This window comes from Methylovirgula ligni (assembly GCF_004135935.1).
GTDB classification, from domain to species: domain Bacteria; phylum Pseudomonadota; class Alphaproteobacteria; order Rhizobiales; family Beijerinckiaceae; genus Methylovirgula; species Methylovirgula ligni.
Genome location: NZ_CP025086.1, coordinates 1,100,423 through 1,123,056 on the forward strand (window position 1 = coordinate 1,100,423; position 22,634 = coordinate 1,123,056).

A 22,634-nucleotide genomic window follows, 5' to 3' on the forward strand; every position below is an offset into this window, starting at 1 on the left:
CGCGGGCCATGTCGTTATTGGAAGGCAAGATCGCCGTCGTCACGGGCGGCAGCAGCGGCATCGGCCTCGCGACCGCAACGAGGTTCGTTGAACAAGGTGCCTATGTGTTCATCGCCGGACGGCGGCAGGCCGAGATCGACAAGGCCGTCGCCGAGATCGGCGACAACGTCACCGGCGTAAAGGTGGATATCTCAAAGCTCGATGACCTCGACCGCCTCTACGAGATCGTCGCGAAAAAGGGAAAGATCGATGTGCTTTTCGCGGGCGCGGCCTTCGTCGAAAAGACGATGACCGCCGCAGCGACGCCCGAGCATTTCGACAAGACCTTCAACACCAACGCCCGCGGCACTTACTTCACCGTTCAGAAGGCGCTGCCTTACCTGAATGATGGTGCGTCAATCATCCTCGTGGCGGCGGCCGGAAAGAACAAAGGCCTCCCGGGCCGCAGCGCCTACAGCGCGACCAAGGCCGCGATCCGGTCATTTGCGCGGACCTGGACCAGCGAACTCAAGGATCGGGGGATCAGGACCAACGTGTTGAGCCCTGGCGCGGTCGACACGCCCATGTTCGACAGCCAGTTCCCGTCCGGAGAGGGCGCGGCCGAAGCCAGAAAGCAGATCGTCGCGATGACGCCATTGGCGCGCCTGGCGTACCCCGATGAGATCGCCTGCGCAGCTTTGTTCCTGGCCTCAGACCTCAGCAGCTACGTCGCTGGCATCGACCTTCCCGTCGATGGCGGCCTGACGGCTGTCTAGCCCGAAGGATTTAGCGCCGCGCCCAACGTCATTTCCCGAGGAGCCTCTGATGACACACACAGCAAACCATGCCGTCCCGGAGCCGGGGAAATTTCGCCGCGCCGTTGCGGCCGTCTGGGCCTTCCTGCAGGCGATGGAGTCGACCAGCTTCGATTATACGCTCGATCGCATCGAACGCCTGGAGCGAGAGGTGGGACGACTGAAGGAGGAGCTGCGCCAAAACCGGAATCCGGAGGCGGGCGATGCCCACATCGCGAGCGCCGCTGCGCCCGAACATTGAAAGCGGGGACCGGACTATGCCGGTAATCAAATTTATCACTGTCGGGCTTCCGATCGCACTTGGCGTCGTGATGATCGGGACGGGCGGGCTCAACTTCGCCGGCCCTCCATTGGCCCGAGAAAACTTCGCGCTCTGGGGCTATCCGGCCGGGTTTCACCGGGTGGCCGGCAGCCTCGGAGTCGTAATCGGTTTACTTCTGGTGATCCCGGCGACGTCGCGGGTTGGGGCGATCGCGAGCGCCATTTTCATGCTCGCCGCCGTCGCGACGCTGATCCGTAGCCGCGACTGGGGGCACCTGCCGGTCGCTGCGGTCCTGATGGCGGTCTCCGCCGCGGCGATAGCAATCCACGGGTAGGTGGAAATGCGGCGCTTCGACGAAATCATCGATTTGGCGGCCGAGCGCCACGGCGGCCGAGACACGTTCGATCAAATGCTCGCTGAAACCCGGCCTTTGGCGCCGCAGGAGATCGCCGCGATTCCCGACGATCGCATCCTCGCGGCCATGACGCGGCGTGTATTCTGCGCCGGCTTTTCCTCAAAGGTCATCAACGCGAAGTGGCAGGCTTTCGAGTCCGCTTTCGAGCGGTTTGATCCTGCCCGCTGTGCATGGATGACCGAGGAGCGCTTCGACGAACTGCTCAAGGACAAGGATATCGTCAGGAACGGCGCGAAGATCAAATCCGTGCAGGAAAACGGGCACTTTCTGACGGAGCTGGCCGAGAAGCATGGCGCCGCCGCCCGGTTTCTGGCGGAATGGCCCGACGACGACTTTGTCGGGCTTCTCGATTTTCTCAAAAAGAATGGGAGCCGGCTCGGTGGCGAAACAGGAATGCATTTCCTGCGCTCGATCGGGAAGCCAGCCTTCATCACGATGCCCGATGTCGTGAAAGCTCTTATTCGCGAACAGGTGCTCAGCAAAAGCCCCACCGGAAAAGGCGATTTTGCGAAGATCCAGGCAGCGCTGAATCAGTGGTCGGAACAATCCGGTCTCGATCTCACGTCGATGAGCCGAACGCTCGCTATGAGCGTCGGATGACAACAAATTCAAAATGGCGGCGCGGTGACTGTTGAACTTCAGAAAATGAAGTGGGCAATCGCTGTGTCGCAATTTCGAAGTTTGCGGCAAGCCGCCGAGAAATTGAATGTGCGGCAATCAACGTTGAGCCGACGAATGCGTGACCTTGAGCAGGAGGTCGGCGCTACTCTATTCGAACGCACGAACGGCGGGACTCGACTCACGCCGGCTGGCCAGGAATTCCTTGAGGCGGCGCGACGGATCATCGACGAGACCGAGGTCATGGTGGCCCGCCTGCAAACCCGGTCAAGAGGTGAGAGCGGCGGCCTAACCATCGGCGTTCATGCGTCGCTTTCGGCTGGCAATCTCAGGGCCACGCTGATTGAGCACCGCCGCGCGTTCCCGGACGTCGAAATTCATCTTGTCGATGGATCGAGCGAACACTTGATTTCCGAAGTCGCGAACTCCGCCATCGATGTTGCCTTTTTGGCTGATAACCACCCCGAACGAGACGCTAAGTCGCTTTCGGTCTGGAGCGAGCGGGTCGTCGTCGCCCTGCCGGAAGATCATCCGCTCGCAAGCCGTGACGTTGTGCATTGGAGTGACCTGAGACATGAGGCACTGCTGGTACCGCAACGCGGCCCTGGCTCCGAATTCCTAAAGCTGCTCGCTAGTAAAAAGAGACATCCTGATCCCTGTCGCATTCTTCGGCACGATGTCGGACTGGATCGGCTCCTCACGTTGGTCGGCGCGGGTTGGGGCATTTTGCTTGCACTGGAGGGCGCGACTGGAGCGGCTTATCCAGGCGTCACTTATCGGGAAGTGCATGACACGAATGGGCCAGCTCGCCTGGCCTTCCGAGCCTACTGGCGCCAAGCCAACGGCAATCCTTCGTTGGCACCCTTTCTTGATATTCTCCGAGAGCGCTATCCAGATATCTCGGGTGCTCTCGCTCTGGGCTGAGCAGAGTCGCGTCGCGCCTTAGCGAATGCCCGATCCGTTGCCATGAAACGCTCGATCATTGGCACAATCAGTTTTACCGGGTCCGCTACCGCGTGTCCCGTCGTGCGCCCAAGCGCGTCAGCATAGGCGATGAGATCACGATGGACGGCGGCGGGAAGTTCAATGGTGACCTTGACCGGCTTGTCGTCTGCGAGCGGCCCGAGTTTTAGCTTCGTCATGGCTTTGCTCCCTGCCCGTAGGGCGCCAGCACCAGGTCGCGCGTGACGATAACGCGGACCGGGAAGCCTGGCCGGATGGTGAGCGTCGGTTGGATGTTGAGCTGACGCTGGACAATCTGTTGGCCGGTCTGGCTGATGCTGTTGGATGCGCCCTGGCGGATCGCCTGGGCGAGATTGTTTTCATCGCTGCCGGTGCCGGCTTCGGCGCCGACGCTGAGAAGCGTCGAGAGCACGGCTGCCTTGAACAACATGCCCCAGTGGTTGTCGACCTCGTCTTCGAGGCCCGCATAGCCTTCTGTGTCTGCGCCCGGCTGGCGCTCCAGCACGATCGAGGCGCCATCCGGCATGATCAGCCGCGTCCAGACCAGGAGGATGCGAGATTGCCCGAAGGCGACCGAACTATCGTACTGGCCGATCAGCTTCGCGCCCTGCGGGATCAGCAGATATTTGCCGGTCGGGCTGTCGTAGACCGCCTCCGTCACCTGGGCGGTGATCTGGCCGGGCAGATCGGAGCGGATGCCGGTGATCAGGGCGGCCGGGATGACGGTGCCGGCCTGCACCACATAGGGTGAAGCCTTGGCTTCGAGCCGATCCGAGCTGACCGTGCGCTTGTCGGTCGAAGCGTTGAGAAAGGCCGTCTTGCGGTCCTGCATGTTCTGGGCGGAACCGGCATCGACCGGCGGTGTCGTGGCTGGGGTCGCCGTCGCTGCCGCCGACGCGCCCGGGACGACCTGGGTAACGCTCTGTGGCTGTTGGTCGGTCTGGGCGAAGAGGCGGCTGACCCGCGCCGCCTCGATCTCCTGGGCACGGCGCTGCGCCTCCGGGTCGGGGTTCGTTGCCGGAACCGCGGTGTTCGGTGCAGCGCCCGCGTTGAGGATCGGTCGGCCGAGGTCGCCCGGCAGCGGCGGTCCGAGCGGCGGGGCCTGGCGCGGCAAGCTGGTATAGTCCTTCGGCAGGCCCGCCAGGCCCTCGGCAGATGGGCGATTCTGGGTGCTGAGCAACTCCTGGCCGGCACCCGTCTTATTGTGAGTCTGAAGCGCATAGCCGAGCGCGCCAGCGACGGCGAGCGCTGAGATGAAGCCCATGCCGACCAGTACCTTGCGCGAGAGGCGGGTGACTCGCGGCCGTTCTCCGCGAAGCCGCAAGTCTGGCGGCACTTCGGGCGTGGGGGCGCTTTGTTGCTCCTGTTCGTCGCCCGCTGTCATGACCGCGGCCTTCCGTCGGTGCGGACGATGCGGACACGCCGCTCGCTGTCCTTGTCGCCGAGGCGCAGTTCTGCGGCCCCGAACAGGCGATCGACGATGTAGTAGTTGCGGCTGACGCGGTAGTTCACCAGCTCGGAGCCGCCGGCCGGGCCGATGACGAAGAGCGGCGGCATCTCGCCCTGGCTGATGCCGCTCGGGAACTCGATATAGACCTTCTGGCCGTCGTCGAATGCGCGCAGCGGCCGCCATGCCGGGCTATCGCCTTGGATGGCATAGCGGAAATTGATCGAGGCGAGATCGACGCCGGAGGCGATGGGCGCCGCGGCCTGGGCATCCTGGTTCTGGCGACGCAACGCGATGAGTTGATCCTCGGGATACTGCCAGGAGACCGAGGCCATGTACGTCTTGTCGGTCGAACGCAGCTCCAGCAGATAGGTGCGCCGATCCGTGTTGATGATCAGGTTGGTCACCAGATCCGACCGGGTCGGCTTGACGAGGATGTGAACCTTCTTGGTCGTTCCGGCCCCGCTTTCGGTATCGCCGATGATCCAACGCACAGTGTCGCCGGCGGCGACAGGACCGGAGCCGACGAGTTGCTCACCGTCCTGCAAGGCGACATCGGTGATCTCGCCCGGCGCAGTATAGACCTGATAAAGCGCGCCGCCGGAGAAGGGATAGACCTGCACGGCGTTGATGAAGCCGGCCCTCATGGGCTGGATGCGCGCTGCGGCATTGGCCTGGTTGACGCGGACGGTGGGATCAGCCACCTCGGGCGGTGCCTTGCTGCCGGGGAGCGGCTTTAACTGGCCCGGCAGCGGCAAGAGCTTCGGCAGCTCAACGATCTTCACCGGCGCGGGTGCATCGACGGTGAGCTTTGCTGGCGTCGCCTCGTCATAATTGATGTCCGGCGGGATGAAGGGGTGCGCGCAGCCACCGAGCGCGGTGACGGACATCAGCAAAGCCGCCAAGCCGGCTTTACGGAAAAGCGTGCCTCTGCCTTTCCGGGCCTGCTGATTTACGAGATTGCGCGAAGCCGGACCGCCGGCTTCCAAGGAAATCGGCGGGGTCATTGTCCCAGCTCCTTTGACCAGTTGATGGCGTTGACGAAGATGCCGAGCGGATTTTTGCGCAGCCGGTCGGCGTCGGTGGGCGGCTGGATCGCGACGGTGAGGATCGCTGTCCAACGGGTGGTGTCCGCAAGCGCGCCGTCCTGGTAGCGGTGCTCGACCCAGGCGACGCGGAAGCTGTCGGGCGAAGCGCGGATGACGCTGGAGACGTCGATGGCGATCTGCTGCTTGCCGAGCTTGGCGAAAGGGTCGTCGGCGCGGGCGTACTCGTTCAGCGCCGTGGCGCCGGCCGTCGTCGTGAAGTCGTAGGCTTGGAGCCAGTTCTGCCTGACCACGATGGGATCGGCGGGCACGCCGCGAACATCCTGAATAAACTGCGCCAGATACCAGGCGATCTGGGGGTCGGACGGCGTATAGTCCGCCGTTGCCGGCGCGACCGCCTGCGCTTGCCCGAGCTTGTCGACCTGTACCACCCAGGGAACCACGGTGCCGTGTGTCGACTGCCAGACGAGGCCGCCGGCCAAACCGCAGGACAGGATCAGCGAGCCGAAGGCCATCAGCCGCCAGTTCTTGGCCTGAACGCGGGCTGAGCCGATACGCTCGTCCCAGATCTGGCCGGCCTTCTGGTAGGGGGTTTCCGGTTCCGGGGTCCGGCCGTAGCGGACAGATGATCGGCGGAAGATCGACATCGACTATTCCCCTCCCGAGAGATCGACGGAATGGCCGCCGCCATGGCTGTCGCCGGATTTGAGGACCTGGGCCGCGGTCTGCGTGCCGTGGCTGATCGCCTGGTTCCGCTTCATGCGCTGCGCCCAGGCGGGCGGCCCGGAGTCGGAAGGGCCGGATGGCGACGACGCGGGGGAAGCGCCGCCGGAAGCTTCGCCACCTCCGACCGTGCCCATGGTCGAGGAGCCGCCGGTATTGGCGAAACTGGAGCGGGCGCCGGAGGCGAAGCTTTCTTTCATGGCCCCGGCGGCGCGTGCAGCGGCCCGCCTGATGGGGGCAGCAGCCGCGGCACCGGCGGCACGGCCCACGCCGCCGACACCGGATGCAACGCCGGATGCACCAGACCGCCCAGCCGAGGCAAGGCTGTAGGCGGAGGATGCTCCGCCCGCCATTGCGGCGCCCCCGCGTGCGGCGGCAGCCGTGCCCGAGGCCGCGGCCATCGCTCCCCTTCCGGCCAGGCCCAGCGCGCCAGCGCCTGCCATGGCCGTGCCGGCAACGGCGAGCCCGGTGCCGACGGCGGCACCCGCGCCGAGCTGCGGCGCGCCGGAGACGAGGCCGGTCGCGATGCCGGGGCCGAAGATGCCCAGACCAAGCATGGCCAGCGCGGCGAGCACGACCGACAGCGACTGCTCGATGGTTGGTTGGCCGCCGGCATAGCTGGTGGTGAACTGGGAGAAGAGCCCCGTGCCGATCCCCACGATCACCGCGAGCACCATCACCTTGACGCCCGACGCCACGATGTTGCCGAGCACCTTCTCGGCGAGGAACGAGGTCTTGTTGAACAGCGCGAAGGGAATGAGGATGAAACCGGCCAGCGTCGTCAGCTTGAACTCGATCAGCGTGACGAAGAGCTGGACCGCCAGGATGAAGAAGGCGATCAGCACCAGCAGCCACGACACCATCAGCACGGCGATCTGGACGAAGTTCGCAAAGAACGAGGTGAAGCCCATCATCTGGCTCGCCGCGTCGAGCAGCGGCTGACCGGCATCGAGGCCAACTTGGGCAAGATGTCCGGGTTGCAGGAAGGTGGCGGTCGAGATCGACGATCCGCCAGCCTTCAAACCGAGCCCGGCGAAGCTGTTGAAGATGATGGCGGAGAGATTGTTGAAGTTGGTGATGATGAAAGCGAAGAAGCCGATATAGAGGGTCTTCTTCACCAGCCGCTGGAGGATGTCCTCGTCGGCGCCCCAGGCCCAGAAGAGGCCCGCGAGCGTGATGTCGATGACGATCAACGTCGACGACAGATAGGTTACTTCGCCTTTGATCAGGCCGAAGCCAGAATCGATGTAGGTCGTGAAGGTATTGAGGAAGGTGTCGATGACGCCGACATTGTTCATCGCGCGTCTCCTGGTGTTGGGTTGGCCGGCGCGGCCGACGGGGGCAACGACCGCACCGGCCTGCCGAAGAAGCGACGGCGGTTCTCCTCCCAGACCGCTTGGCAGCGCGGGTCTTCGGCATCCTGGGGGCCGAGCGCGCTGCACCGGCGCAGCTCGGCCGAAAGATCATCAGGCGACAAGGTGGACTGAACGTCGGGCGCAGCGGGCGTGGCAGGGCGCCGATTGATCGCGAAGAGCGTCGCGATAAAGACGCCGATCAGCACGACGATCGCTGCCAAGCGGAAGGGGTCGGGCCGCCCCACGATCCGCGCCTCAATTGCCGCTGAACATGGTGACGTTGCCGGGCTGGTAGCCGCTGCGCGTCGAGAAGATCTTGTATTGCTGCTGACCCTGCGACTCCGACGCGGCCGTGCGCGCCTGTTCGAGGGCATCGGCCCGTCCTTTGGCGGAAAGCACCGCGACGAGGTCGGAGAGCTGCTGGGATTGCAGGGCGAGGAGCTGGTTGCCGGCCTGTGCGGCTTGCAGCGCACCGGAAGCGGACTGGCTGGCCGAGACCAGCGAGGTCATGGCGGTCGAGTTGGTGGAGATGTTGCCGACGACGCCGGCCTGCACCTTCAGGCTATCCTCGAACGCGCCGACGGAGTTCTGCCAGCGCGTCTGGGCGGCGGCAAACAGCGTTGCGTTGGACCCTGTCGTCGGCGCCGCGCCGTAGGTGGACGAATAGGTGGTTTGAATCTGCTGGACGTTGAAGGAAATATTCTGCGCTTGGGTGAGAAGGGATTGAGTCCGCGCGATGGTCGATTGAAGCTGGCTCAGCGTCGACATCGGCAGGCTGGCGAGGTTCTTCGCCTGGTTGATCAGGCTCTGGGCCTGGTTGGTCAGCATCTGGATTTGATTATTGATCTGCTGCAGCTCACGCGCGGCCGTGAGGACGTTCTGCGAGAAGTTGGTCGGGTCGTAGACGATCCACTGCGCCGAAGCCGGCGGCGCCATCAGCGGCGACATCGACAGGGGAAGCGAGAGAGCGGCGGCGAGCAGACCCACGCGCAGCGTTTTGCGGGCAATCATGATTGCACCTCCAGATTGGTCAGGTCGGGGATGAGATCGGCGGCCCACAGGAGTTCGCGGTCCGCCAGCCAGGTGGGTGTGAAGGCGTCGCGGCCATGCTCGGTGAGCACGCGCTCGATCGCGGCGTGATCGGCCTTGGAGGACGCGGCACAGAAGGCGAGCGCGACGGGGCCGAGCCCCAGATCGAACAGGCGATTGCCGCGCCGCGACTGGCAGTAGTAATCGCGCTTGGGGGTCGCCCGCGCGATGATCTCGATCTGCCGGTCGTTCAAGCCGAAGCGGCGATAGATGGCGGTGATCTGCGGTTCGATCGCGCGTTCGTTTGGGAGGAAAACGCGCGTCGGGCAGCTCTCGACGATCGCCGGCGCGATGCTGCTGCCATCGATGTCGGAGAGCGATTGCGTGGCGAAGACGACGGAGGCGTTTTTTTTCCTCAGCGTCTTCAGCCATTCGCGGAGCTGCTGCGCGAAGGCGGGATCGTCGAGGACGAGCCATCCCTCGTCGATGATAAGCAGCGTCGGGCGGCCGTCGAGCCGGCCTTCGATCCGGTGGAACAGGTAGGTGAGCACGGCGGGCGCCGCACCGGCCCCGATCAGCCCCTCGGTCTCGAAGGCCTGGACGGAGGCCGAGCCGAGATGCTCGGCCTCGGCGTCGAGCAGCCGGCCGAAGGGACCGCCGACGCAATAGGGTTGCAGCGCCTGCTTGAGCGCCGTCGATTGCAGCAGGACCGCGAGCCCGGTGATCGTCCGTTCCTGCACGGGCGACGAGGCGAGCGAATTCAGCGCCGACCAGATATGTTCCTTTACGGTAGGATCGATGGCGACGCCTTCCTTGGATAGGATCGCCGCCACCCATTCGGCCGCCCAGGCGCGTTCGGCCGCGTCATCGATGCGGGCGAGCGGCTGAAGCGAGACGGAATGGTCCGATCCCGCCGACAGGCTGCCGCCGAGATCATGCCAGTCGCCGCCCATCGCGAGCGCGGCGGTGCGGATCGAGCCGCCGAAGTCGAAGGCGAAGATCTGGCTGTCGCGGTAGCGCCGGAACTGCATCGCCATCAGGGACAGCAGCACCGACTTGCCGGCGCCGGTCGGGCCAACGATCAGCGTGTGGCCGACATCGCCGACATGGAGCGAGAAGCGGAACGGCGTCGAGCCTTCGGTCTTGCCGAAGAACAGCGGCGGCGCCTGGAAATGCTCGTCGCGCGCCGGGCCGGCCCAGACCGCCGAGAGCGGAATCATGTGAGCCAGGTTCAAAGTGCTGATGGGCGGTTGGCGGACATTGGCGTAGGCGTGCCCCGGCAGCGAGCCGAGCCAGGCCTCGATCGCATTCACGCCTTCGGACATGCAGGTGAAGTCGCGGCCCTGGATCACTTTCTCGACCAGCCGCGCCTTCTCGGCAGCGACGCCGGCGTCCTCGTCCCAAACCGTGATGGTGGCGGTGACATAGGCCTGGCCGACATCGTCGGTGCCCAACTCCTGCAGCGCCATGTCCGCATCGATCGCCTTATTGGCGGCGTCGGAATCCACGAGGGTTGAAGCCTCGTTGGTCATCACTTCCTTGACGATGGCGGCGATCGACTTGCGCTTGGCGAACCACTGGCGCCGGATCTTGGTCAGCAGCTTTACCGCCTCGGTCTTGTCGAGCAGGACCGCGCGCGTCGACCAGCGATACGGGAAGGCCAGCCGGTTCAGCTCGTCGAGGATGCCGGGATGCGTCGCGGTCGGGAATCCGACCACGGTCAGCATGCGCAGATGCGCGCGCCCCAACCGCGGCTCGAGGCCGCCGGTCAGCGGCTCGTCGGCCAGCAGCGCATCGAGGTGCATCGGCGTCTCGGGGACGCGGACACGCTGCTGCCGGGTCGAGATCGTGGAATGCAGGTAGGTCAGCGTCTCGCCATCGTCGAGCCAGCCGATTTCGGGCATGAAGCCTTCGACCAGTTGCAGCACCCGATCGGTACGATCGGCGAAGCTGCGCAGCAGCTCCCACGGATCGACGCCGGTCTGCGCGCGGCCCTCGTAGAGCCAGCCTTCCATGCGCGAAGCGTCCTCGGCCGGCGGCAGCCAAACGAAGGTCAGGAAATAGCGGCTCTCGAAATGCGTGCCGGCCTCCTCGAACGCATCCTGGCGTTCGAGATCGACCAGCGCTGACGCCGCATCTGGGAACATGCTGTGCGGGTAGGTCTGGGCGGCAACGCGCTGCGCCTCAACGAACACCGCCCAACCGGAGCCGAGGCGCCGGAGCGCGTTGTTGAGGCGGGCGGTCACGCCGACCAGCTCGGCCGGCGTGGCGCTGTCGAGATCCGGTCCGCGGAACCGCGCGGTGCGCTGGAACGAGCCGTCCTTGTTGAGGACGACGCCTTTCTCGACCAGCGCAGCCCAGGGCAGGAAATCGGCGAGGCCGGCGGGATGGCTGCGATATTCGGCGAGGTTCAGCATCGGAGCCTCACACGCCGAAATAGGGCGGGTAGCGCAGGTGCCGCCGCACCACGTCGACGAACTGCGGATCGCGCTTGGCCGCCCAGACGGCGGCGGTGTGCCCCACCGCCCACATCAGCGCGCCGGGAATCCAGAGGCGAAGGCCAAGAGCGATGGCGGCCGCCAACGTGCCGTTGGCAATCGCCACAGTACGCGGCGCGCCGCCCATGAGGATCGGGTCCGTCAGCGCCCGATGCACGGGCGCGAAGAAGCCGGGCACGTCCGGATCGCCGATCGTCGCCATCAGATCAGCGCCCCGCCGGAGAAGGAGAAGAAGGACAGAAAGAAGCTCGACGCGGCGAAGGCGATCGACAAACCGAACACGATCTGGATCAGCCGGCGGAAACCGCCGGAGGTGTCGCCGAAGGCAAGCGTCAGGCCGGTTACGGTGATGATGATGACCGAGATGATCTTGGCGACGGGGCCTTGGACCGATTCCAGGATCGAGTTGAGCGGCGTCTCCCAGGGCATGGACGAACCCGAGGCATAGGCCGCCGGTGCGAAGGTAAGCGAGATTGCGGTGATGAAGACGAGGTCGGCGAGGCGCCGATGGGCACGGCGGACGGCGGCAACGGAACGGATCATGACGGCTCTCCAGGAAGCATGGGTTCGCCGCCCGCCCCGGCGGACAGGACGCGGTAATCGCCGGTGGCGGGATCGAGACCGGCGACGGTGGCGAGTTCGGAGAGGCGGCGTTCGCTGCCGCGGCCGCGCAGCACGGCGACGAGATCGATGGTCTCGGCGAGCAACGCCTTGGGGACGGTGACGACGGCTTCCTGGATGAGCTGTTCCAGGCGGCGGAGCGCGCCGAGCGCGGTGCCGGCGTGGATCGTGCCGATGCCCCCAGGGTGCCCCGTACCCCAGGCTTTCAGGAGGTCGAGCGCCTCGGCCCCACGCACCTCGCCGATCGGGATGCGGTCGGGCCGCAGCCGCAGCGAGGAGCGCACGAGGTCGGAGAGCGACGCCACCCCGTCCTTGGTGCGCATGGCGACCAGGTTCGGCGCCCGGCATTGCAGCTCGCGCGTATCCTCGATCAGCACGACGCGATCGCTCGTTCCGGCGATCTCGGCGAGCAGCGCGTTGGTCAGCGTCGTCTTGCCGGTGCCGGTGCCGCCGGCGACGAGGATGTTCTTGCGGGCGGCGACGGCCTCGCGCAGCAAGACCGCTTGGCCGGCCGTCATGGTGCCGGCGGCGACGTAGTCGTCGAGGGTGAACACCGCGATAGCGGGCTTGCGGATGGCGAAGGCCGGCGCGGTGACGACGGGTGGCAGAAGACCCTCGAACCGCTCTCCCGTCTCAGGTAGCTCGGCCGAGACGCGCGGGCGTCCGGCATGCACCTCGGCGCCGACATGGTGGGCGACGAGACGAACGATCCGCTCGCCATCGGCGGCGGACATCGTCCGTCCGGTATCCTCCAGGCCTCCCGACAGCCGGTCGATCCAGAGCCGACCGTCGGGGTTGAGCATCACCTCGACGATCGAAGGGTCTTCGAGGAAGGTTGCGATCGCCGGGCCGAGGGCGGTGCGCAGCATGCGCGCGCCTCGGGAAAAAGCCTCGGAATGAAGTGGAGTGACCGCCACGATCGTCCCCGTCATAGGCCAATCGCGACATGCGATTGGCGACGGGGATGATTAGAAAAGGCAGATAATGAGGTTGATCAACAAGGTTTTAGTCGTCGTAGGAGTCCAGCGTAGAGCAGAGAAAAAATACTTGCTGGGTGCGGAACGGCCATTTGTGGAGTTATTGGTCTAGCCAGTTCTTGTCCGAGCGCCGCAATCGCGAAATTATACTTCGCTCTGATCCTGATTCGCCGATGCTTGGACATCATCGGGAATTTCCTGCCGCAGCTTCGGTCCTTGATTGAGCCGACGGCCGAGGGCAGCGACGAAGCTGTCATATCGAGCCCCGGCCTTTGCTCGCGCCGCCTGGGCCGCCGGCTCGGGGAGGGATGGTGTGGTGGTCAGCCAGAACCGGACGAACAGCGCCAGGGTCTCGACCCCGATGCCGACATCGCGTTCGAGCCGTGCCAGGCGCCGGTCCTGTTGATCGAGGCGTTTGGCAATGGCGGCCTCGCGCCGCTCGTCAGCGTCGGGGGAGAGGAAGGAGGCGATGGCGGCCTCGGCGATCAACGACATCGGCTGCTCGCGCCGGGCGGCGTAGGCCGACAGGGTCTTCATCACTTCCGGATCGAGGTAGACCGAGAGCTGAGTCTTCTTCTTCGGCGCGGCCATTCTTGCCTCACATGCCGAGATCGTCGCTGCGATCGAGCGGTACCAGCCGGGCAGCGCCCTGCATGAGATCGTTCATCCGTCGGACGCGCGGAGCGTCCTCCTCCAGCTCGTCGGCGGTATCCGGCGAGAACTCGTTATCGAGTGGCTCTTTCTTCTCGACGGATTTCGTCGGGTCCAACTCGGGCTGCCGCCGCCGATCCGCCGTTGTTGGATCGTCATCCTCCGTCTGTTCGCCCTGGGATGGCTCCGCGATTTCCGGGCGCGGCGGCAACGGGCGCGAACTCCAATCGTCGGGCCGCGCAGCTTTCGGCCTCGCGAGCATGGGCGGCGGTAGAATTCGTTCCTGGAAACGCCTGTCCTCGTAGTATCGGGCCTTCCTCGCCCGGATCGGATGGACGCCCGACACCATGACGATCTCATCGCTTGGTGGGAGCTGCATCACCTCGCCTGGCGTGAGCAGCGGCCGCGCGGTTTCCGAGCGGGAGACCATGAGATGGCCGAGCCAAGGCGACAGCCGGCTGCCGGCATAGTTCTTCATCGCCTTCATTTCGGTCGCGGTGCCGAGCGCATCGGACACGCGCTTGGCGGTGCGCTCGTCGTTGGTCGCGAAGCTCACTCGCACATGGCAGTTGTCGAGGATCGAATTGTTCGGCCCGTAGGCCTTCTCGATCTGGTTCAAGCTCTGCGCAATGAGAAAGCTCTTGATGCCGTAGCCCGCCATGAAGGCGAGCGCCGACTCGAAGAAGTCGAGCCGGCCCAGCGCCGGGAACTCATCGAGCATCAGGAGGAGCCGCCGCCGCCCGGCCTTGGCCTGCAGATCCTCGGTGAGCCGGCGGCCGATCTGGTTGAGGATCAGACGGATCAACGGCTTGGTGCGGCTGATGTCGGATGGCGGCACCACAAGGTAGAGCGTGGTCGGGCGATCTCCGCCGACGATGTCGGCGATGCGCCAATCGCAGCGCCGTGTCACCTCCGCCACCACAGGATCGCGGTACAATCCCAGGAACGACATCGCGGTGCTCAGGACCCCCGAGCGCTCATTGGCGGATTTGTTCAGCAGCTCGCGTGCAGCCGACGCGACGACGGGATGGACGCCAGCCTCGCCGAGATGGGGAGTCTTCATCATGGCGGCGAGCGTCGACTCGATCGGCCGCTTCGGGTCGGAGAGGAAGGCGGCGACGCCGGCGAGCGTCTTGTCCGCCTCGGCATAAAGGACATGCAGGATCGCGCCGACGAGGAGCGCGTGGCTGGTCTTCTCCCAGTGATTTCGCTTCTCCAGACTCCCCTCCGGATCGACCAGGATGTCCGCGATGTTCTGTACGTCGCGCACCTCCCATTCGCCGCGGCGGACCTCCAGCAAGGGATTGTAGGCGGACGACTTCACGTTGGTCGGATCGAACAGCAGGACACGACCATGTTGGGCGCGAAAGCCGGCGGTGAGCTGCCAATTTTCACCTTTAATGTCGTGGACGATGGCCGAGCCCGGCCAGGTCAGCAGCGAGGGGATAACCAGGCCGACGCCCTTGCCGGAACGGGTCGGCGCGAAGCACAGCACATGCTCCGGCCCGTCATGGCGGAGATAGGTGCGCTCGTGCCGGCCGAGCACCACGCCGTCGGGTCCGAGCAATCCGGCTTGTTCGATCTCCTTCGTTTGCGCCCACCGGGCCGAACCATAGGTCTCAGCGTTTTTCGCCTCGCGGGCGCGCCAAACCGACATGCCGATCGCGACGGCGGCCGCGATGATGCCGCCAGATGCGGCGATGTAGGCGCCCTCGATGAAGATCGACGGCGCATAGGCGTCGTAGGCGAACCACCACCACAGGAAGGCTGGCGGCCGATAGAAGGGGAAGTGGAGCACCTCGAACCAGGGACGGCCAAGCTCGGGCTGAAAGCCCAGGCGCCAGGCTGTCCATTCCGTTGCGGCCCACATCGTCAGCAAGACGATGGCGAAGACGGTGAGGACCTGGCCCCAGAGGATCTTGGTGGCGGACATGGCGGTTGTTCTTTCGTGAAGTCGCTGGACGGGTGGGTTGGTCACAGGCCGAGCCCCCGCTTCCGGCCGAAATCCCAGTCGACGCCGCCGTCGCCGCGGGCGACCCCGGAGACGTGGCGGCCGAGTTGCTTTTCGAGGGACGGCGACCAGGGCACGAGTTGGAAGCCGAGCCCGTCATCGATCATGGCGAAGCGGCCCGAGGCGAGCGCGATGCGCTGCCGATAGGTGCCGGCGACATACTCGCCGGTGGCAGATGAATTGAACGGCCGGCCGGTCTCGGCAGCGAGCTTGTCTCCAAGCGCCTGAACCTCGCGCTTGCGCAGCGTATCGATCAGGTTGCGGCTGAAGGTGATGCCGCTGGCCTGCCGCTCGGCGAGGCCTTGCCCGATGAGCTGCTCGGCACGACGCTCCATCGCGTCGCGCACCTCAGCGCCGAATCCGGCCTGGCCGAGGGCCGCCGGCTCCCGCGCGATTGCTTGTCGGTCGAGCCAGGTGGCGCCCGTCGCCGTGATCTGCCGTTCGATCGAGAGGTCCGAGCGGACAGCAAGGGCTACCCGCCGCCGCCCTTGCGCGTCATCGAACTTGCGCAACTCGACGATCGAGCCCGGCGCGCTATCGCCGGCGGCGTCGAGATCGGGCAGCTTGACGTGGTGGGTGCGGCCATCGACGCCGTCGACCACGGCATAGGCCGTGCCCTTCAGCTCGTCGTCGACGCCGCGATCGACCAGGCGGCCGACGACCGGGACGTCGAGGCTTTCGCCGGCCAGCACAAAGCTCGCCGTGCCGCGCTCGATGCCGCGTTCGGTCAGACTACGGTGGATGCGCTTGATGATGTCGCCGCGCTCGCCGAGGTCGCGCAGCGTCGCCTCGGCATTTTCCGATAGCACCCACTGACCCGGACCGACCTGATCGGCGAGGCCGAGCGACTCCAGTTTCCGCAACCGACCGACCTTCAGCGCATGGAATTCATCGGGCTGGCGATCGGCATGCGGCGCCATGTCGATGACGCCGGAACGATAAGCGTCGTGGGAAAGCTGCCGGTCGAGATTGGTCCAGCGCTCGCTATCGATCTGCCGTTCGAGTGTCCGCCGAATCTCCTGATCGGTGCGCGGCCCCAGCTCCCGCGTGATCAGGTCCTGGGCGCGGTCGCGCATGCCCTGCTTGATGTAGTCCCGATCGATGACCAGATCCTGGCCGTCGTCGGTACGCCCGCGGATGATGATGTGGACGTGCGGATGCTCAGTGTTCCAGTGGTCGACGGCGACCCAATCGAGCTTCGTGCCGAGGTCCTTTTCGACCTGGGCCATGAGGTCGCGGGTGAAGCCCTTGAGGTCCGCCATCTCCACCGCGTCGTCGGGCGAGACGATGAAGCGGAAATGGTGCCGATCATCCTCGCAGCGCTCGGCGAAGTCCTTGGGGTCGGCATCCTCGGTGCCTGGACCGAACAGCTTCGCCTTTTCCCCGTCGCGAGTGACGCCCTCGCGGCGCAGATAGCCAAGATGGGTGGTGAGCTTGCCGCGCTGCGTCGCATGGCGCAGGAAGCGCCCCTTGACGACGGCGCCACGCGAGCGGCTGGTGAGCAGCCGGTTGGCCTGAACGGCAGCGACCCGGCCCCGGCCAAATCGGGAGCCGCGACGGCCTGTTATCGAGCCATCTCGGCCGATCCGCCCGCCCGCCTTCTGGGTGGCGGCGAGCGCTTGGGCGATGAACGGCTTTGTCCGTTGAGCGCGGGATGATCGGATGCGGCCCGGACGGACCTGGAAATCGTCTTCACGCGCCATCGCCGGCCTCGGCAATGTGCGGAAAGGACAATCTCAGCAATGAGTTGGTATCGACACGCACATTGCGCGGATCGGGCGCACATTGCCCGAATAGTGAAAAAACCCTGGAAAAACAAACCCCCGACCGAGCCGCACATTGCCGGCTTTTATCCTGCCCTCGTTCGGTTGGTGCCTGCTCGTCTCCCCTGCCTGCTGTCTCTTCTGCGCCAATCCGCGCCAATATACGCCAGAGCACGAATTCTCGCTGACCGGAGGCCGAAGCCCGCGGCCCGACGGATACATGCACGATCGCAGCAACGTCGATGCGGACGGAAGCGCATTTATCGCCTGCCTGATTGTGCGAACGATGGCCGGTCATTGTGGATGCCCCGTCGTTGATAGAGCGACGAACAGGCCCTCCGACTGCGGCGCGATAGCTGAGACATCGCGGACCGGGACGGCAGCCGGAGCGCCAGGTGACGGACGATCGGGCGACGCTCGATCTGCGCTTCTTGGGCCGTCAGCGCGCACGATGAAGAGCGGAGCCTGTGTCCAGGACGACGGATCGGAGGCTACCAGGAGGACAGGCCCAGCGATCTCGCCGCCCTCGACAAAAGGGACGAGGGCCGTGACATAGGCCAGCGTCTCGGGCGGCAGCGGCCTGTGTCGGTCGCGGAAATCCTCGTAACGGCCGGGACCCGCATTGTACGCCGCGAGGAAGCCCGGCGAACCGTAGCGGTCGTACATCTCGCGCAGGAAGGCCGCGCCAGCCAGAATGTTGTCGTGCGGATCGAAGGGATCACGGCCGAGGCCATACCGCGCGCGCAATCCCGCCCAGGTCTCCGGCATGAGCTGCATGAGGCCCATCGCACCTTTGGACGAGATCGCGCGCCTGTCACCGCGGCTTTCGATGCGCATGACGGCGCTTACCCAGGCGGCCGGAATGCCGAAGCGCTGCGAGGCTTCCGCCACATGCGCGGCATAGGGATCGCTTACCGCAGCCCGTTCCGCCGGCGCCGCCTGTGCGGAAGCGGACAGCATGGGCGCGCCGATCGCGACCAGGCCGACAAGGAGGTAGAGCGCGAAACGGAAGCACGCCCTGTCTCCGCCACGACGCCAGCGGGCCATCGTGCTCGCCTCCGTCAAGGGCAAGGCGTAAGCGCCGGCCGATGGCCGCCCTTGACCTCGTCTGCGCCCGACGGCCGACGGATCGTCGAGCGGGACGAAGGGATGAGACGGTCTTTCCGCGAACAAAGGGATGGGGTTTCGGCGGACCATCCCGCACGCGATCAGGAACACGTATCGCATGCCGTCAGTCCCGCTCGCCGCGCTTGGGCGGACGGTTCCAGTTCAGAATCCAGATCGATTTGTCATCGGTCGACTGGAACAGGTTGGCGCGGACCGGCTGCGTGAGGGCTGGATCGTCGAGCACCAGCGAGACGTAGTCGCCGGCCTTCTCACCGGTACGTTTCCAACCGGCGCCGACCTCCGGCCCGTCACCGTCACCGAGATGAATGCGATAGTCCGGCGTGTTCTCGGTATCGCTGTGCTCGGCGGGAACGAGCACCAGCTCGGCGTCGAGCGAGAGCGTATGGATGCGGCCGGAATAGCCGGACTTGCTGCGGGTGAACTGACCGATCTGTGCCATGATTTGCCTCCTTGGCGGTGAGTTGAATGACGGGTTCAGTCGGTGGCGGCGCGCCAGACGAAGCGGCCGTCGCCGTCCTCGTCGGTCCAGAGCGGGACCGCGCGAGCGACGATCGAGGTGGCGGGAAGCGGGCCGAAGTAGCGGCCATCCAGGCTGTCGGGGACGGTCGGGTTCATGAGGAAGATTTCGCCCGTGTGGATGGTCCGGCAGCCGTCCCACTTCGGCAGCGGGCGGCCCAGATGATCGCGGTCGCGCGCATCGCCGGCGGCGACGCCGTCAACGGTTATGGCGTTGCCGGTTCGGCAGACCGTCTGTCCGGGCAGCGCCATGACGTGCTTCAGCAGCGACACGCCCTTGGGCAGGAAGCCGCCATCGGCGAGGAAGCTCGCGATCGGTTCGGGCGGCCGGACCGCGACCAGCTCCATCGTATGGAGGCGGCCGACCGGACGCAGCGCATAGAGCCCGGTCGGCGTGCTCGCGGTGGCGTTCCAGATCAGCCGGGGCGCGGGATGAACGCCGATCGCGAGCATGGCGAAGTACGTCGTCATGACGTAGCCGAAGCGGGTCATAGCGTGACGCTCCGGCGCTTGAGCCAGGCGTCATGCTGCTCGCGGCTATAGGCGCGCGGCTCGTGGTCGGCGGCGAGACGGTTGTGGAGGTGACGCCAATATTCGGGAGCCGCGTCGGCCGGATCGACATCGAGCGCCTCGACCGTGTCGATGAACTGCAGCACCCGCTCGACTTTGGGCCAGCCGTCGACGCGCAGCAGGATTTCGCCGCCGGGCCGAACGAAAGGCAGCGTCTGATAGCGCTCGCCGGGTGCGACGGTGCGCACGATGTCCATGCGCGAAAGCACCGTGCCGAAGTCGTTCGACGCCCATCGCACGAAGGCGAAGATGCTGCCGGGCTTGAAGCTGGAGATGCTACGGCGGCGATCGAGAATCTTTTCCTCGGCGCGGCGGCCGAAGCGAAGCCAGAACTCGATCTTCTTCTCGATCCACGTCAGCTCGACATGGGTCAGAGGCAAGGTGCGCCGATGTGACGGCGGCACGATGCGCAACACGGGCGGCGTTTCGTTGTCGTTCATGACGACTCTCCAGGATCGGCGGGGAATTCGCGGGCGAAGAGGTCGCGCAGCATGTCGGCGACCGTGACGCCGCGCTGGAAGGCGACGATCTTGATCCGGCCGCGCAGCGCCGGCGTGATGTCGATCGTCAGACGCGCGGTGAAACCAGCGGTGTCAGTCGCGCGAGGCGACGAGGCATCGGGCGCCTTGATCCAACTTTCCGCGTCACCCGGTCGGGAGGCGAAGCCGCGCCTGTTCGGACGCTCACTCATGCTGCCCCTCCGTCACGGAAGGGCAGCACGCCGGCGATGCGCCAGCGCGCACGCTCGGCCATGTCGGGATCGATTTCGCAGCCGAGATAACGGCGTCCGGAAAGCCGGCACGCTTCGCCTGCTGCGCCCGAGCCAGCAAACCAATCGCCGACCAAGCCATCCGGTGGGCAACTCGTGCGGACGAGGATTTCGATCAGGCCCGAGGGTTTTTCGGTCGGATGGATCGCGTGGCCGTGTGCGTTCCGGGCATAGATGACCGAGCGCATGAGGCGCGGCCCGCCATCCTCGCTGACATAATGACCGGCCTCGATATGGCCGGTGTGCGGCGAACGTTGCTTGCGCCGCACGGTGCGGGCCGTGGCGTCCGATGTCGTCTGGACATCGTTGTAGATGTTGGCCCAGGCCGTGTCGGCGCGATAGAACTGTGCAACCAGCTCATGTACGCGCTTGAAGCGATCGGCGTGGAAGCTGGAGCCGTTCTGTTTTTCCCAGACGATCTCCTGCGCGTATTTCCAGCCGGCGTCATGAAGTGCCGCAGCCGTCGCCATGAAGCACCGGAGTGAGCCGAACACCCACATGGAGCCGGACGGATTCAGCGCAGCGTGAGCGAGTGGCAGCCAGCCATCGACGCGCCGGTCCCAGGCGAGCGACGTGTCGCCATAGGGCGGATCGGCGACGATCAGATCGAACGGGCGGTGCGCCGGCATGAGCGCGCGGCAGTCGCCCGTCACGACCATGTCGGTGAAGATCGTCATGGAGCGATCCTCCCGACCTCGGCGGCAAGCGCAGCGATCTCGCGGGCGGCGGGTCCATGCTCTGCGCTCTCGAAGACAAGGCGGCCGGTCTGTGCAGCGTTGGCGAAGGCGACGCGCTGGCCGATGGTGCTGGTGAGCACTGGCGGGTCATGATCGGCGAGCGTTTCAGCCGTCTCGCGGGCGATGACGGTGCGCGCGCCACAACGGTTCAGCACGAAGCGGGCGGCAAGCTGGGGTCGATAGATGCGGGCTTCGCGGAGCAGCGCCAACATCTCGGCCGAGGCCCAGCCGTCGAATGGCGACGGCAGCACCGGGATCAGCACCAGGTCGGCAGCGAGCAGCGCCGAGCGCATCAGACCGGCGACGCGCGGCGGCCCGTCAATGACGATGTGGTCGGCGGTTCGCGCGAGTTCGGGCGCCTCGCGATGAAGCGTGTCCCGCGCGAGGCCGATCACCCCGAACAGCCGTGAGAGGTTCTCCCGAGCGCGTTGCTGCGACCAATCGAGAGCCGAGCCCTGGGGATCGGCATCGATCAAGGTGACGCGCCGGCCGTGCAGAGCCAATTCGCCGGCGAGATGTAGCGCCAGCGTCGTCTTGCCGACACCGCCCTTCTGGTTGAGGAGCGCGACGATCACTTCGTTCCTCCCGGCTTTGGGCCGAAGGAGAGACGCGACGCCTCTGAAGTATTGTCAGCCGTAAAACCGGATTTACGGAAAGACGTGTCGGATGCATTGCTTTCCGGCACGGCGTCCGGCTTGCGCTGACGCCGGGTGGAGATGTTTTCCACATCGCCTAACAACAAAGAAGAGTTAGATTCTTGGTTAGACTCTAAGTTAAGGCCCGGAATCGCCGTTTCGGGCCAAAGCGTTAACTGCCCTCGGCACTCCCGAAATCCCGATAGGGCCACTCCCGAAGTCCCGATAGCGGTCACGCCCGAAGTCCCGAGCGTTTCCACAGCGCCATCCACAGGCCCTGTGGATAACCGGGCGGGCAGGATGCGCAGCAGCTCGCGCCGGCCGTCGCGCTCGATCCGAAGTCGGTAGCCAGGCAGCGGCTGACGCAGGACGATGCGGCGGATGTCGAACGCGAAATCCGCGACCTTCGCCAGGCTGCCGGATTTCGCGTGGAGATGGGGAATGTCGAAGAGCCAGCCCTGCTTCTGGCGGCCGGCATGCTTGCGGGCGACGCGGTAGAGCCAGCGCTCGATGCCTCCTGTCAGCCGGAAATATGCCGGGTCGATGGTCAGAACCAGCGAGCGGTCGATGACGCCGCGGTAGAACCAGTCGGGCAGCACGAACTCCATGCCCTCGACGCGGCCTTCGCGGGTCGTGCATTCCTCCCACTCGTTGATCCAGGAGAACTGGTGGCGCCGCCAATGCTCGTTCTGTCGAATGGTGGTGCGGATGACGGTCGATTGCAGGCGGGCGAGCGCTCCCTTCAGGAGCTTGTAGTCGCGTGCGCCGGTCTGCCGCCCGATCGCCATCAGGAGCTGGTAGGGCGTGAATCGCAGGAAGCGGGACGTCTTGAAGCCGAGGTTCTCGGCCTCGACGATCTGGCTGGCCGCCCATATCAGCACATCGGCGTCCCAAATGGTCGCCATGCCATGCTCGGGCACGGCATAGACCTCGACGCGCGCGCCGCCGGCCTCATAGAGGATTGGCGTGGTGCGCTTGGCCTTGCCCAATGAGAAGAACGGGCGCTCCATCAAGTCGCGCTGATCGCGCGGCGAAGCGTCGCCGGTCACCACGACGAAGGGGTCGAGTTTACTTCGCTCGCTGGGCGTGATGAGGCGGCGCGACAT

General features: G+C 65.7%; 27 protein-coding genes. 5 read left to right on the forward strand and 22 right to left on the reverse strand.

The features are described from left to right. Positions 1-8 precede the first annotated feature (8 nt). The 5 genes from CWB41_RS05310 to CWB41_RS05330 are packed head-to-tail and all read left to right on the forward strand — an operon-like array spanning position 9 to position 3,013. Positions 9-755: an SDR family NAD(P)-dependent oxidoreductase gene (locus tag CWB41_RS05310; RefSeq protein WP_115835507.1), complete on the forward strand. Its 747-nt coding sequence runs from the start codon at positions 9-11 to the stop codon at positions 753-755. Between the two features lie 49 nt (positions 756-804). Then, entirely contained in the window at positions 805-1,035 is a 231-nt protein-coding gene (locus CWB41_RS05315; RefSeq protein ID WP_115835245.1) for a hypothetical protein, read from the forward strand. Positions 1,036-1,051: 16 nt separating this feature from the next. After that, positions 1,052-1,390 (forward strand): DoxX family protein, encoded by a 339-nt coding sequence (locus CWB41_RS05320; RefSeq protein ID WP_165204027.1) that lies wholly within the window; start codon positions 1,052-1,054, stop codon positions 1,388-1,390. Between the two features lie 6 nt (positions 1,391-1,396). After that, positions 1,397-2,071 (forward strand): DNA-3-methyladenine glycosylase I, encoded by a 675-nt coding sequence (locus tag CWB41_RS05325; RefSeq protein WP_115835506.1) that lies wholly within the window; start codon positions 1,397-1,399, stop codon positions 2,069-2,071. Positions 2,072-2,116: 45 nt separating this feature from the next. Next, positions 2,117-3,013 carry a LysR family transcriptional regulator gene (locus tag CWB41_RS05330; protein WP_181902944.1) on the forward strand — a complete coding sequence of 299 codons (897 nt, stop codon included), beginning with the start codon at positions 2,117-2,119 and terminating at the stop codon, positions 3,011-3,013. Here CWB41_RS05330 and CWB41_RS05335 read toward each other — a convergent pair. The 22 genes from CWB41_RS05335 to CWB41_RS05440 all read right to left on the reverse strand — a co-directional run bounded on the left by CWB41_RS05335 (position 2,977) and on the right by CWB41_RS05440 (position 22,634). Further along, positions 2,977-3,231, reverse strand: coding sequence for a DUF2274 domain-containing protein (locus CWB41_RS05335; protein ID WP_115835242.1), 255 nt, complete (start codon positions 3,229-3,231; stop codon positions 2,977-2,979). The genes CWB41_RS05330 and CWB41_RS05335 overlap by 37 nt on opposite strands. Next, on the reverse strand, positions 3,228-4,436 hold the full coding sequence (locus CWB41_RS05340) for a TraB/TrbI/VirB10 family type IV secretion system protein (protein ID WP_115835241.1): 1,209 nt from the start codon (positions 4,434-4,436) through the stop codon (positions 3,228-3,230). The genes CWB41_RS05335 and CWB41_RS05340 overlap by 4 nt, the downstream gene beginning before the upstream one ends. Further along, the gene (trbG, locus tag CWB41_RS05345; RefSeq protein WP_115835240.1) at positions 4,433-5,506 is read right to left on the reverse strand and encodes a P-type conjugative transfer protein TrbG; all 1,074 of its coding nucleotides are present in this window, start codon (positions 5,504-5,506) and stop codon (positions 4,433-4,435) included. Before trbG ends, CWB41_RS05340 begins: the two co-directional genes overlap by 4 nt. Continuing rightward, positions 5,503-6,192: a conjugal transfer protein TrbF gene (trbF, locus tag CWB41_RS05350; protein ID WP_115835239.1), complete on the reverse strand. Its 690-nt coding sequence runs from the start codon at positions 6,190-6,192 to the stop codon at positions 5,503-5,505. The genes trbG and trbF overlap by 4 nt, the downstream gene beginning before the upstream one ends. Positions 6,193-6,195: 3 nt before the next feature. After that, positions 6,196-7,566 carry a P-type conjugative transfer protein TrbL gene (trbL, locus tag CWB41_RS05355; protein WP_115835238.1) on the reverse strand — a complete coding sequence of 457 codons (1,371 nt, stop codon included), beginning with the start codon at positions 7,564-7,566 and terminating at the stop codon, positions 6,196-6,198. Next, complete coding sequence (gene trbK-alt, locus CWB41_RS05360; protein ID WP_245411137.1) at positions 7,563-7,844, reverse strand: putative entry exclusion protein TrbK-alt; 282 nt, start codon at positions 7,842-7,844, stop codon at positions 7,563-7,565. The genes trbL and trbK-alt overlap by 4 nt, the downstream gene beginning before the upstream one ends. A gap of 34 nt (positions 7,845-7,878) precedes the next feature. Next, entirely contained in the window at positions 7,879-8,634 is a 756-nt protein-coding gene (trbJ, locus tag CWB41_RS05365) for a P-type conjugative transfer protein TrbJ (RefSeq protein WP_115835237.1), read from the reverse strand. Continuing rightward, entirely contained in the window at positions 8,631-11,069 is a 2,439-nt protein-coding gene (trbE, locus tag CWB41_RS05370) for a conjugal transfer protein TrbE (protein WP_115835236.1), read from the reverse strand. The genes trbJ and trbE overlap by 4 nt, the downstream gene beginning before the upstream one ends. Positions 11,070-11,076: 7 nt before the next feature. Further along, complete coding sequence (locus CWB41_RS05375; RefSeq protein ID WP_165204030.1) at positions 11,077-11,352, reverse strand: VirB3 family type IV secretion system protein; 276 nt, start codon at positions 11,350-11,352, stop codon at positions 11,077-11,079. After that, positions 11,352-11,693: a TrbC/VirB2 family type IV secretion system protein gene (locus tag CWB41_RS05380; protein WP_115835234.1), complete on the reverse strand. Its 342-nt coding sequence runs from the start codon at positions 11,691-11,693 to the stop codon at positions 11,352-11,354. Before CWB41_RS05380 ends, CWB41_RS05375 begins: the two co-directional genes overlap by 1 nt. Then, positions 11,690-12,703 carry a P-type conjugative transfer ATPase TrbB gene (trbB, locus tag CWB41_RS05385; RefSeq protein WP_115835233.1) on the reverse strand — a complete coding sequence of 338 codons (1,014 nt, stop codon included), beginning with the start codon at positions 12,701-12,703 and terminating at the stop codon, positions 11,690-11,692. Before trbB ends, CWB41_RS05380 begins: the two co-directional genes overlap by 4 nt. Positions 12,704-12,892: 189 nt before the next feature. Further along, the gene (locus CWB41_RS05390; RefSeq protein WP_115835232.1) at positions 12,893-13,339 is read right to left on the reverse strand and encodes a CopG family transcriptional regulator; all 447 of its coding nucleotides are present in this window, start codon (positions 13,337-13,339) and stop codon (positions 12,893-12,895) included. 7 nt (positions 13,340-13,346) lie between these two features. Next, positions 13,347-15,332 (reverse strand): conjugal transfer protein TraG, encoded by a 1,986-nt coding sequence (locus CWB41_RS05395; RefSeq protein WP_115835231.1) that lies wholly within the window; start codon positions 15,330-15,332, stop codon positions 13,347-13,349. Between the two features lie 41 nt (positions 15,333-15,373). After that, positions 15,374-17,113 carry a relaxase/mobilization nuclease domain-containing protein gene (locus CWB41_RS05400; RefSeq protein ID WP_115835230.1) on the reverse strand — a complete coding sequence of 580 codons (1,740 nt, stop codon included), beginning with the start codon at positions 17,111-17,113 and terminating at the stop codon, positions 15,374-15,376. 354 nt (positions 17,114-17,467) lie between these two features. Further along, positions 17,468-18,220 carry a lytic transglycosylase domain-containing protein gene (locus tag CWB41_RS05405; RefSeq protein WP_245411136.1) on the reverse strand — a complete coding sequence of 251 codons (753 nt, stop codon included), beginning with the start codon at positions 18,218-18,220 and terminating at the stop codon, positions 17,468-17,470. A gap of 184 nt (positions 18,221-18,404) precedes the next feature. Continuing rightward, positions 18,405-18,740 carry a DUF736 domain-containing protein gene (locus CWB41_RS05410; RefSeq protein ID WP_115835228.1) on the reverse strand — a complete coding sequence of 112 codons (336 nt, stop codon included), beginning with the start codon at positions 18,738-18,740 and terminating at the stop codon, positions 18,405-18,407. 35 nt (positions 18,741-18,775) lie between these two features. Continuing rightward, a complete protein-coding gene (locus CWB41_RS05415; RefSeq protein ID WP_115835227.1) occupies positions 18,776-19,309 on the reverse strand; it encodes a S26 family signal peptidase in 534 nt (177 codons plus the stop codon). Beyond that, entirely contained in the window at positions 19,306-19,827 is a 522-nt protein-coding gene (locus CWB41_RS05420; RefSeq protein ID WP_115835226.1) for a DUF2840 domain-containing protein, read from the reverse strand. The genes CWB41_RS05415 and CWB41_RS05420 overlap by 4 nt, the downstream gene beginning before the upstream one ends. Then, positions 19,824-20,078 (reverse strand): hypothetical protein, encoded by a 255-nt coding sequence (locus CWB41_RS05425; RefSeq protein ID WP_115835225.1) that lies wholly within the window; start codon positions 20,076-20,078, stop codon positions 19,824-19,826. Before CWB41_RS05425 ends, CWB41_RS05420 begins: the two co-directional genes overlap by 4 nt. Next, on the reverse strand, positions 20,075-20,833 hold the full coding sequence (locus CWB41_RS05430) for a DNA-methyltransferase (RefSeq protein WP_115835224.1): 759 nt from the start codon (positions 20,831-20,833) through the stop codon (positions 20,075-20,077). The genes CWB41_RS05425 and CWB41_RS05430 overlap by 4 nt, the downstream gene beginning before the upstream one ends. Beyond that, positions 20,830-21,468, reverse strand: coding sequence for a ParA family partition ATPase (gene parA, locus CWB41_RS05435; protein WP_115835223.1), 639 nt, complete (start codon positions 21,466-21,468; stop codon positions 20,830-20,832). The genes CWB41_RS05430 and parA overlap by 4 nt, the downstream gene beginning before the upstream one ends. Beyond that, positions 21,465-22,634 (reverse strand): replication initiator protein A, encoded by a 1,170-nt coding sequence (locus CWB41_RS05440; protein ID WP_115835222.1) that lies wholly within the window; start codon positions 22,632-22,634, stop codon positions 21,465-21,467. Before CWB41_RS05440 ends, parA begins: the two co-directional genes overlap by 4 nt.

Bases quoted from the DNA above. Each gene is read 5' to 3' on its own strand.
- CWB41_RS05425 (WP_115835225.1), bottom strand. From the start codon at position 20,078: ATGAGTGAGCGTCCGAACAGGCGCGGCTTCGCCTCCCGACCGGGTGAC.
- CWB41_RS05395 (WP_115835231.1), bottom strand. From the start codon at position 15,332: ATGTCCGCCACCAAGATCCTCTGGGGCCAGGTCCTCACCGTCTTCGCC.
- CWB41_RS05430 (WP_115835224.1), bottom strand. From the start codon at position 20,833: ATGACGATCTTCACCGACATGGTCGTGACGGGCGACTGCCGCGCGCTC.
- trbE (WP_115835236.1), bottom strand. From the start codon at position 11,069: ATGCTGAACCTCGCCGAATATCGCAGCCATCCCGCCGGCCTCGCCGAT.
- CWB41_RS05415 (WP_115835227.1), bottom strand. From the start codon at position 19,309: ATGACCCGCTTCGGCTACGTCATGACGACGTACTTCGCCATGCTCGCG.
- CWB41_RS05340 (WP_115835241.1), bottom strand. From the start codon at position 4,436: ATGACAGCGGGCGACGAACAGGAGCAACAAAGCGCCCCCACGCCCGAA.
- CWB41_RS05420 (WP_115835226.1), bottom strand. From the start codon at position 19,827: ATGAACGACAACGAAACGCCGCCCGTGTTGCGCATCGTGCCGCCGTCA.
- CWB41_RS05310 (WP_115835507.1), top strand. From the start codon at position 9: ATGTCGTTATTGGAAGGCAAGATCGCCGTCGTCACGGGCGGCAGCAGC.
- CWB41_RS05315 (WP_115835245.1), top strand. From the start codon at position 805: ATGACACACACAGCAAACCATGCCGTCCCGGAGCCGGGGAAATTTCGC.
- CWB41_RS05380 (WP_115835234.1), bottom strand. From the start codon at position 11,693: ATGATCCGTTCCGTTGCCGCCGTCCGCCGTGCCCATCGGCGCCTCGCC.
- CWB41_RS05405 (WP_245411136.1), bottom strand. From the start codon at position 18,220: ATGGCCCGCTGGCGTCGTGGCGGAGACAGGGCGTGCTTCCGTTTCGCG.
- trbB (WP_115835233.1), bottom strand. From the start codon at position 12,703: ATGACGGGGACGATCGTGGCGGTCACTCCACTTCATTCCGAGGCTTTT.
- trbF (WP_115835239.1), bottom strand. From the start codon at position 6,192: ATGTCGATCTTCCGCCGATCATCTGTCCGCTACGGCCGGACCCCGGAA.
- CWB41_RS05330 (WP_181902944.1), top strand. From the start codon at position 2,117: ATGAAGTGGGCAATCGCTGTGTCGCAATTTCGAAGTTTGCGGCAAGCC.
- CWB41_RS05325 (WP_115835506.1), top strand. From the start codon at position 1,397: ATGCGGCGCTTCGACGAAATCATCGATTTGGCGGCCGAGCGCCACGGC.
- CWB41_RS05440 (WP_115835222.1), bottom strand. From the start codon at position 22,634: ATGTCGCGCCGCCTCATCACGCCCAGCGAGCGAAGTAAACTCGACCCC.
- CWB41_RS05320 (WP_165204027.1), top strand. From the start codon at position 1,052: ATGCCGGTAATCAAATTTATCACTGTCGGGCTTCCGATCGCACTTGGC.
- CWB41_RS05410 (WP_115835228.1), bottom strand. From the start codon at position 18,740: ATGGCACAGATCGGTCAGTTCACCCGCAGCAAGTCCGGCTATTCCGGC.
- trbJ (WP_115835237.1), bottom strand. From the start codon at position 8,634: ATGATTGCCCGCAAAACGCTGCGCGTGGGTCTGCTCGCCGCCGCTCTC.
- CWB41_RS05335 (WP_115835242.1), bottom strand. From the start codon at position 3,231: ATGACGAAGCTAAAACTCGGGCCGCTCGCAGACGACAAGCCGGTCAAG.
- CWB41_RS05400 (WP_115835230.1), bottom strand. From the start codon at position 17,113: ATGGCGCGTGAAGACGATTTCCAGGTCCGTCCGGGCCGCATCCGATCA.
- CWB41_RS05375 (WP_165204030.1), bottom strand. From the start codon at position 11,352: ATGGCGACGATCGGCGATCCGGACGTGCCCGGCTTCTTCGCGCCCGTG.
- CWB41_RS05390 (WP_115835232.1), bottom strand. From the start codon at position 13,339: ATGGCCGCGCCGAAGAAGAAGACTCAGCTCTCGGTCTACCTCGATCCG.
- trbL (WP_115835238.1), bottom strand. From the start codon at position 7,566: ATGAACAATGTCGGCGTCATCGACACCTTCCTCAATACCTTCACGACC.
- trbG (WP_115835240.1), bottom strand. From the start codon at position 5,506: ATGACCCCGCCGATTTCCTTGGAAGCCGGCGGTCCGGCTTCGCGCAAT.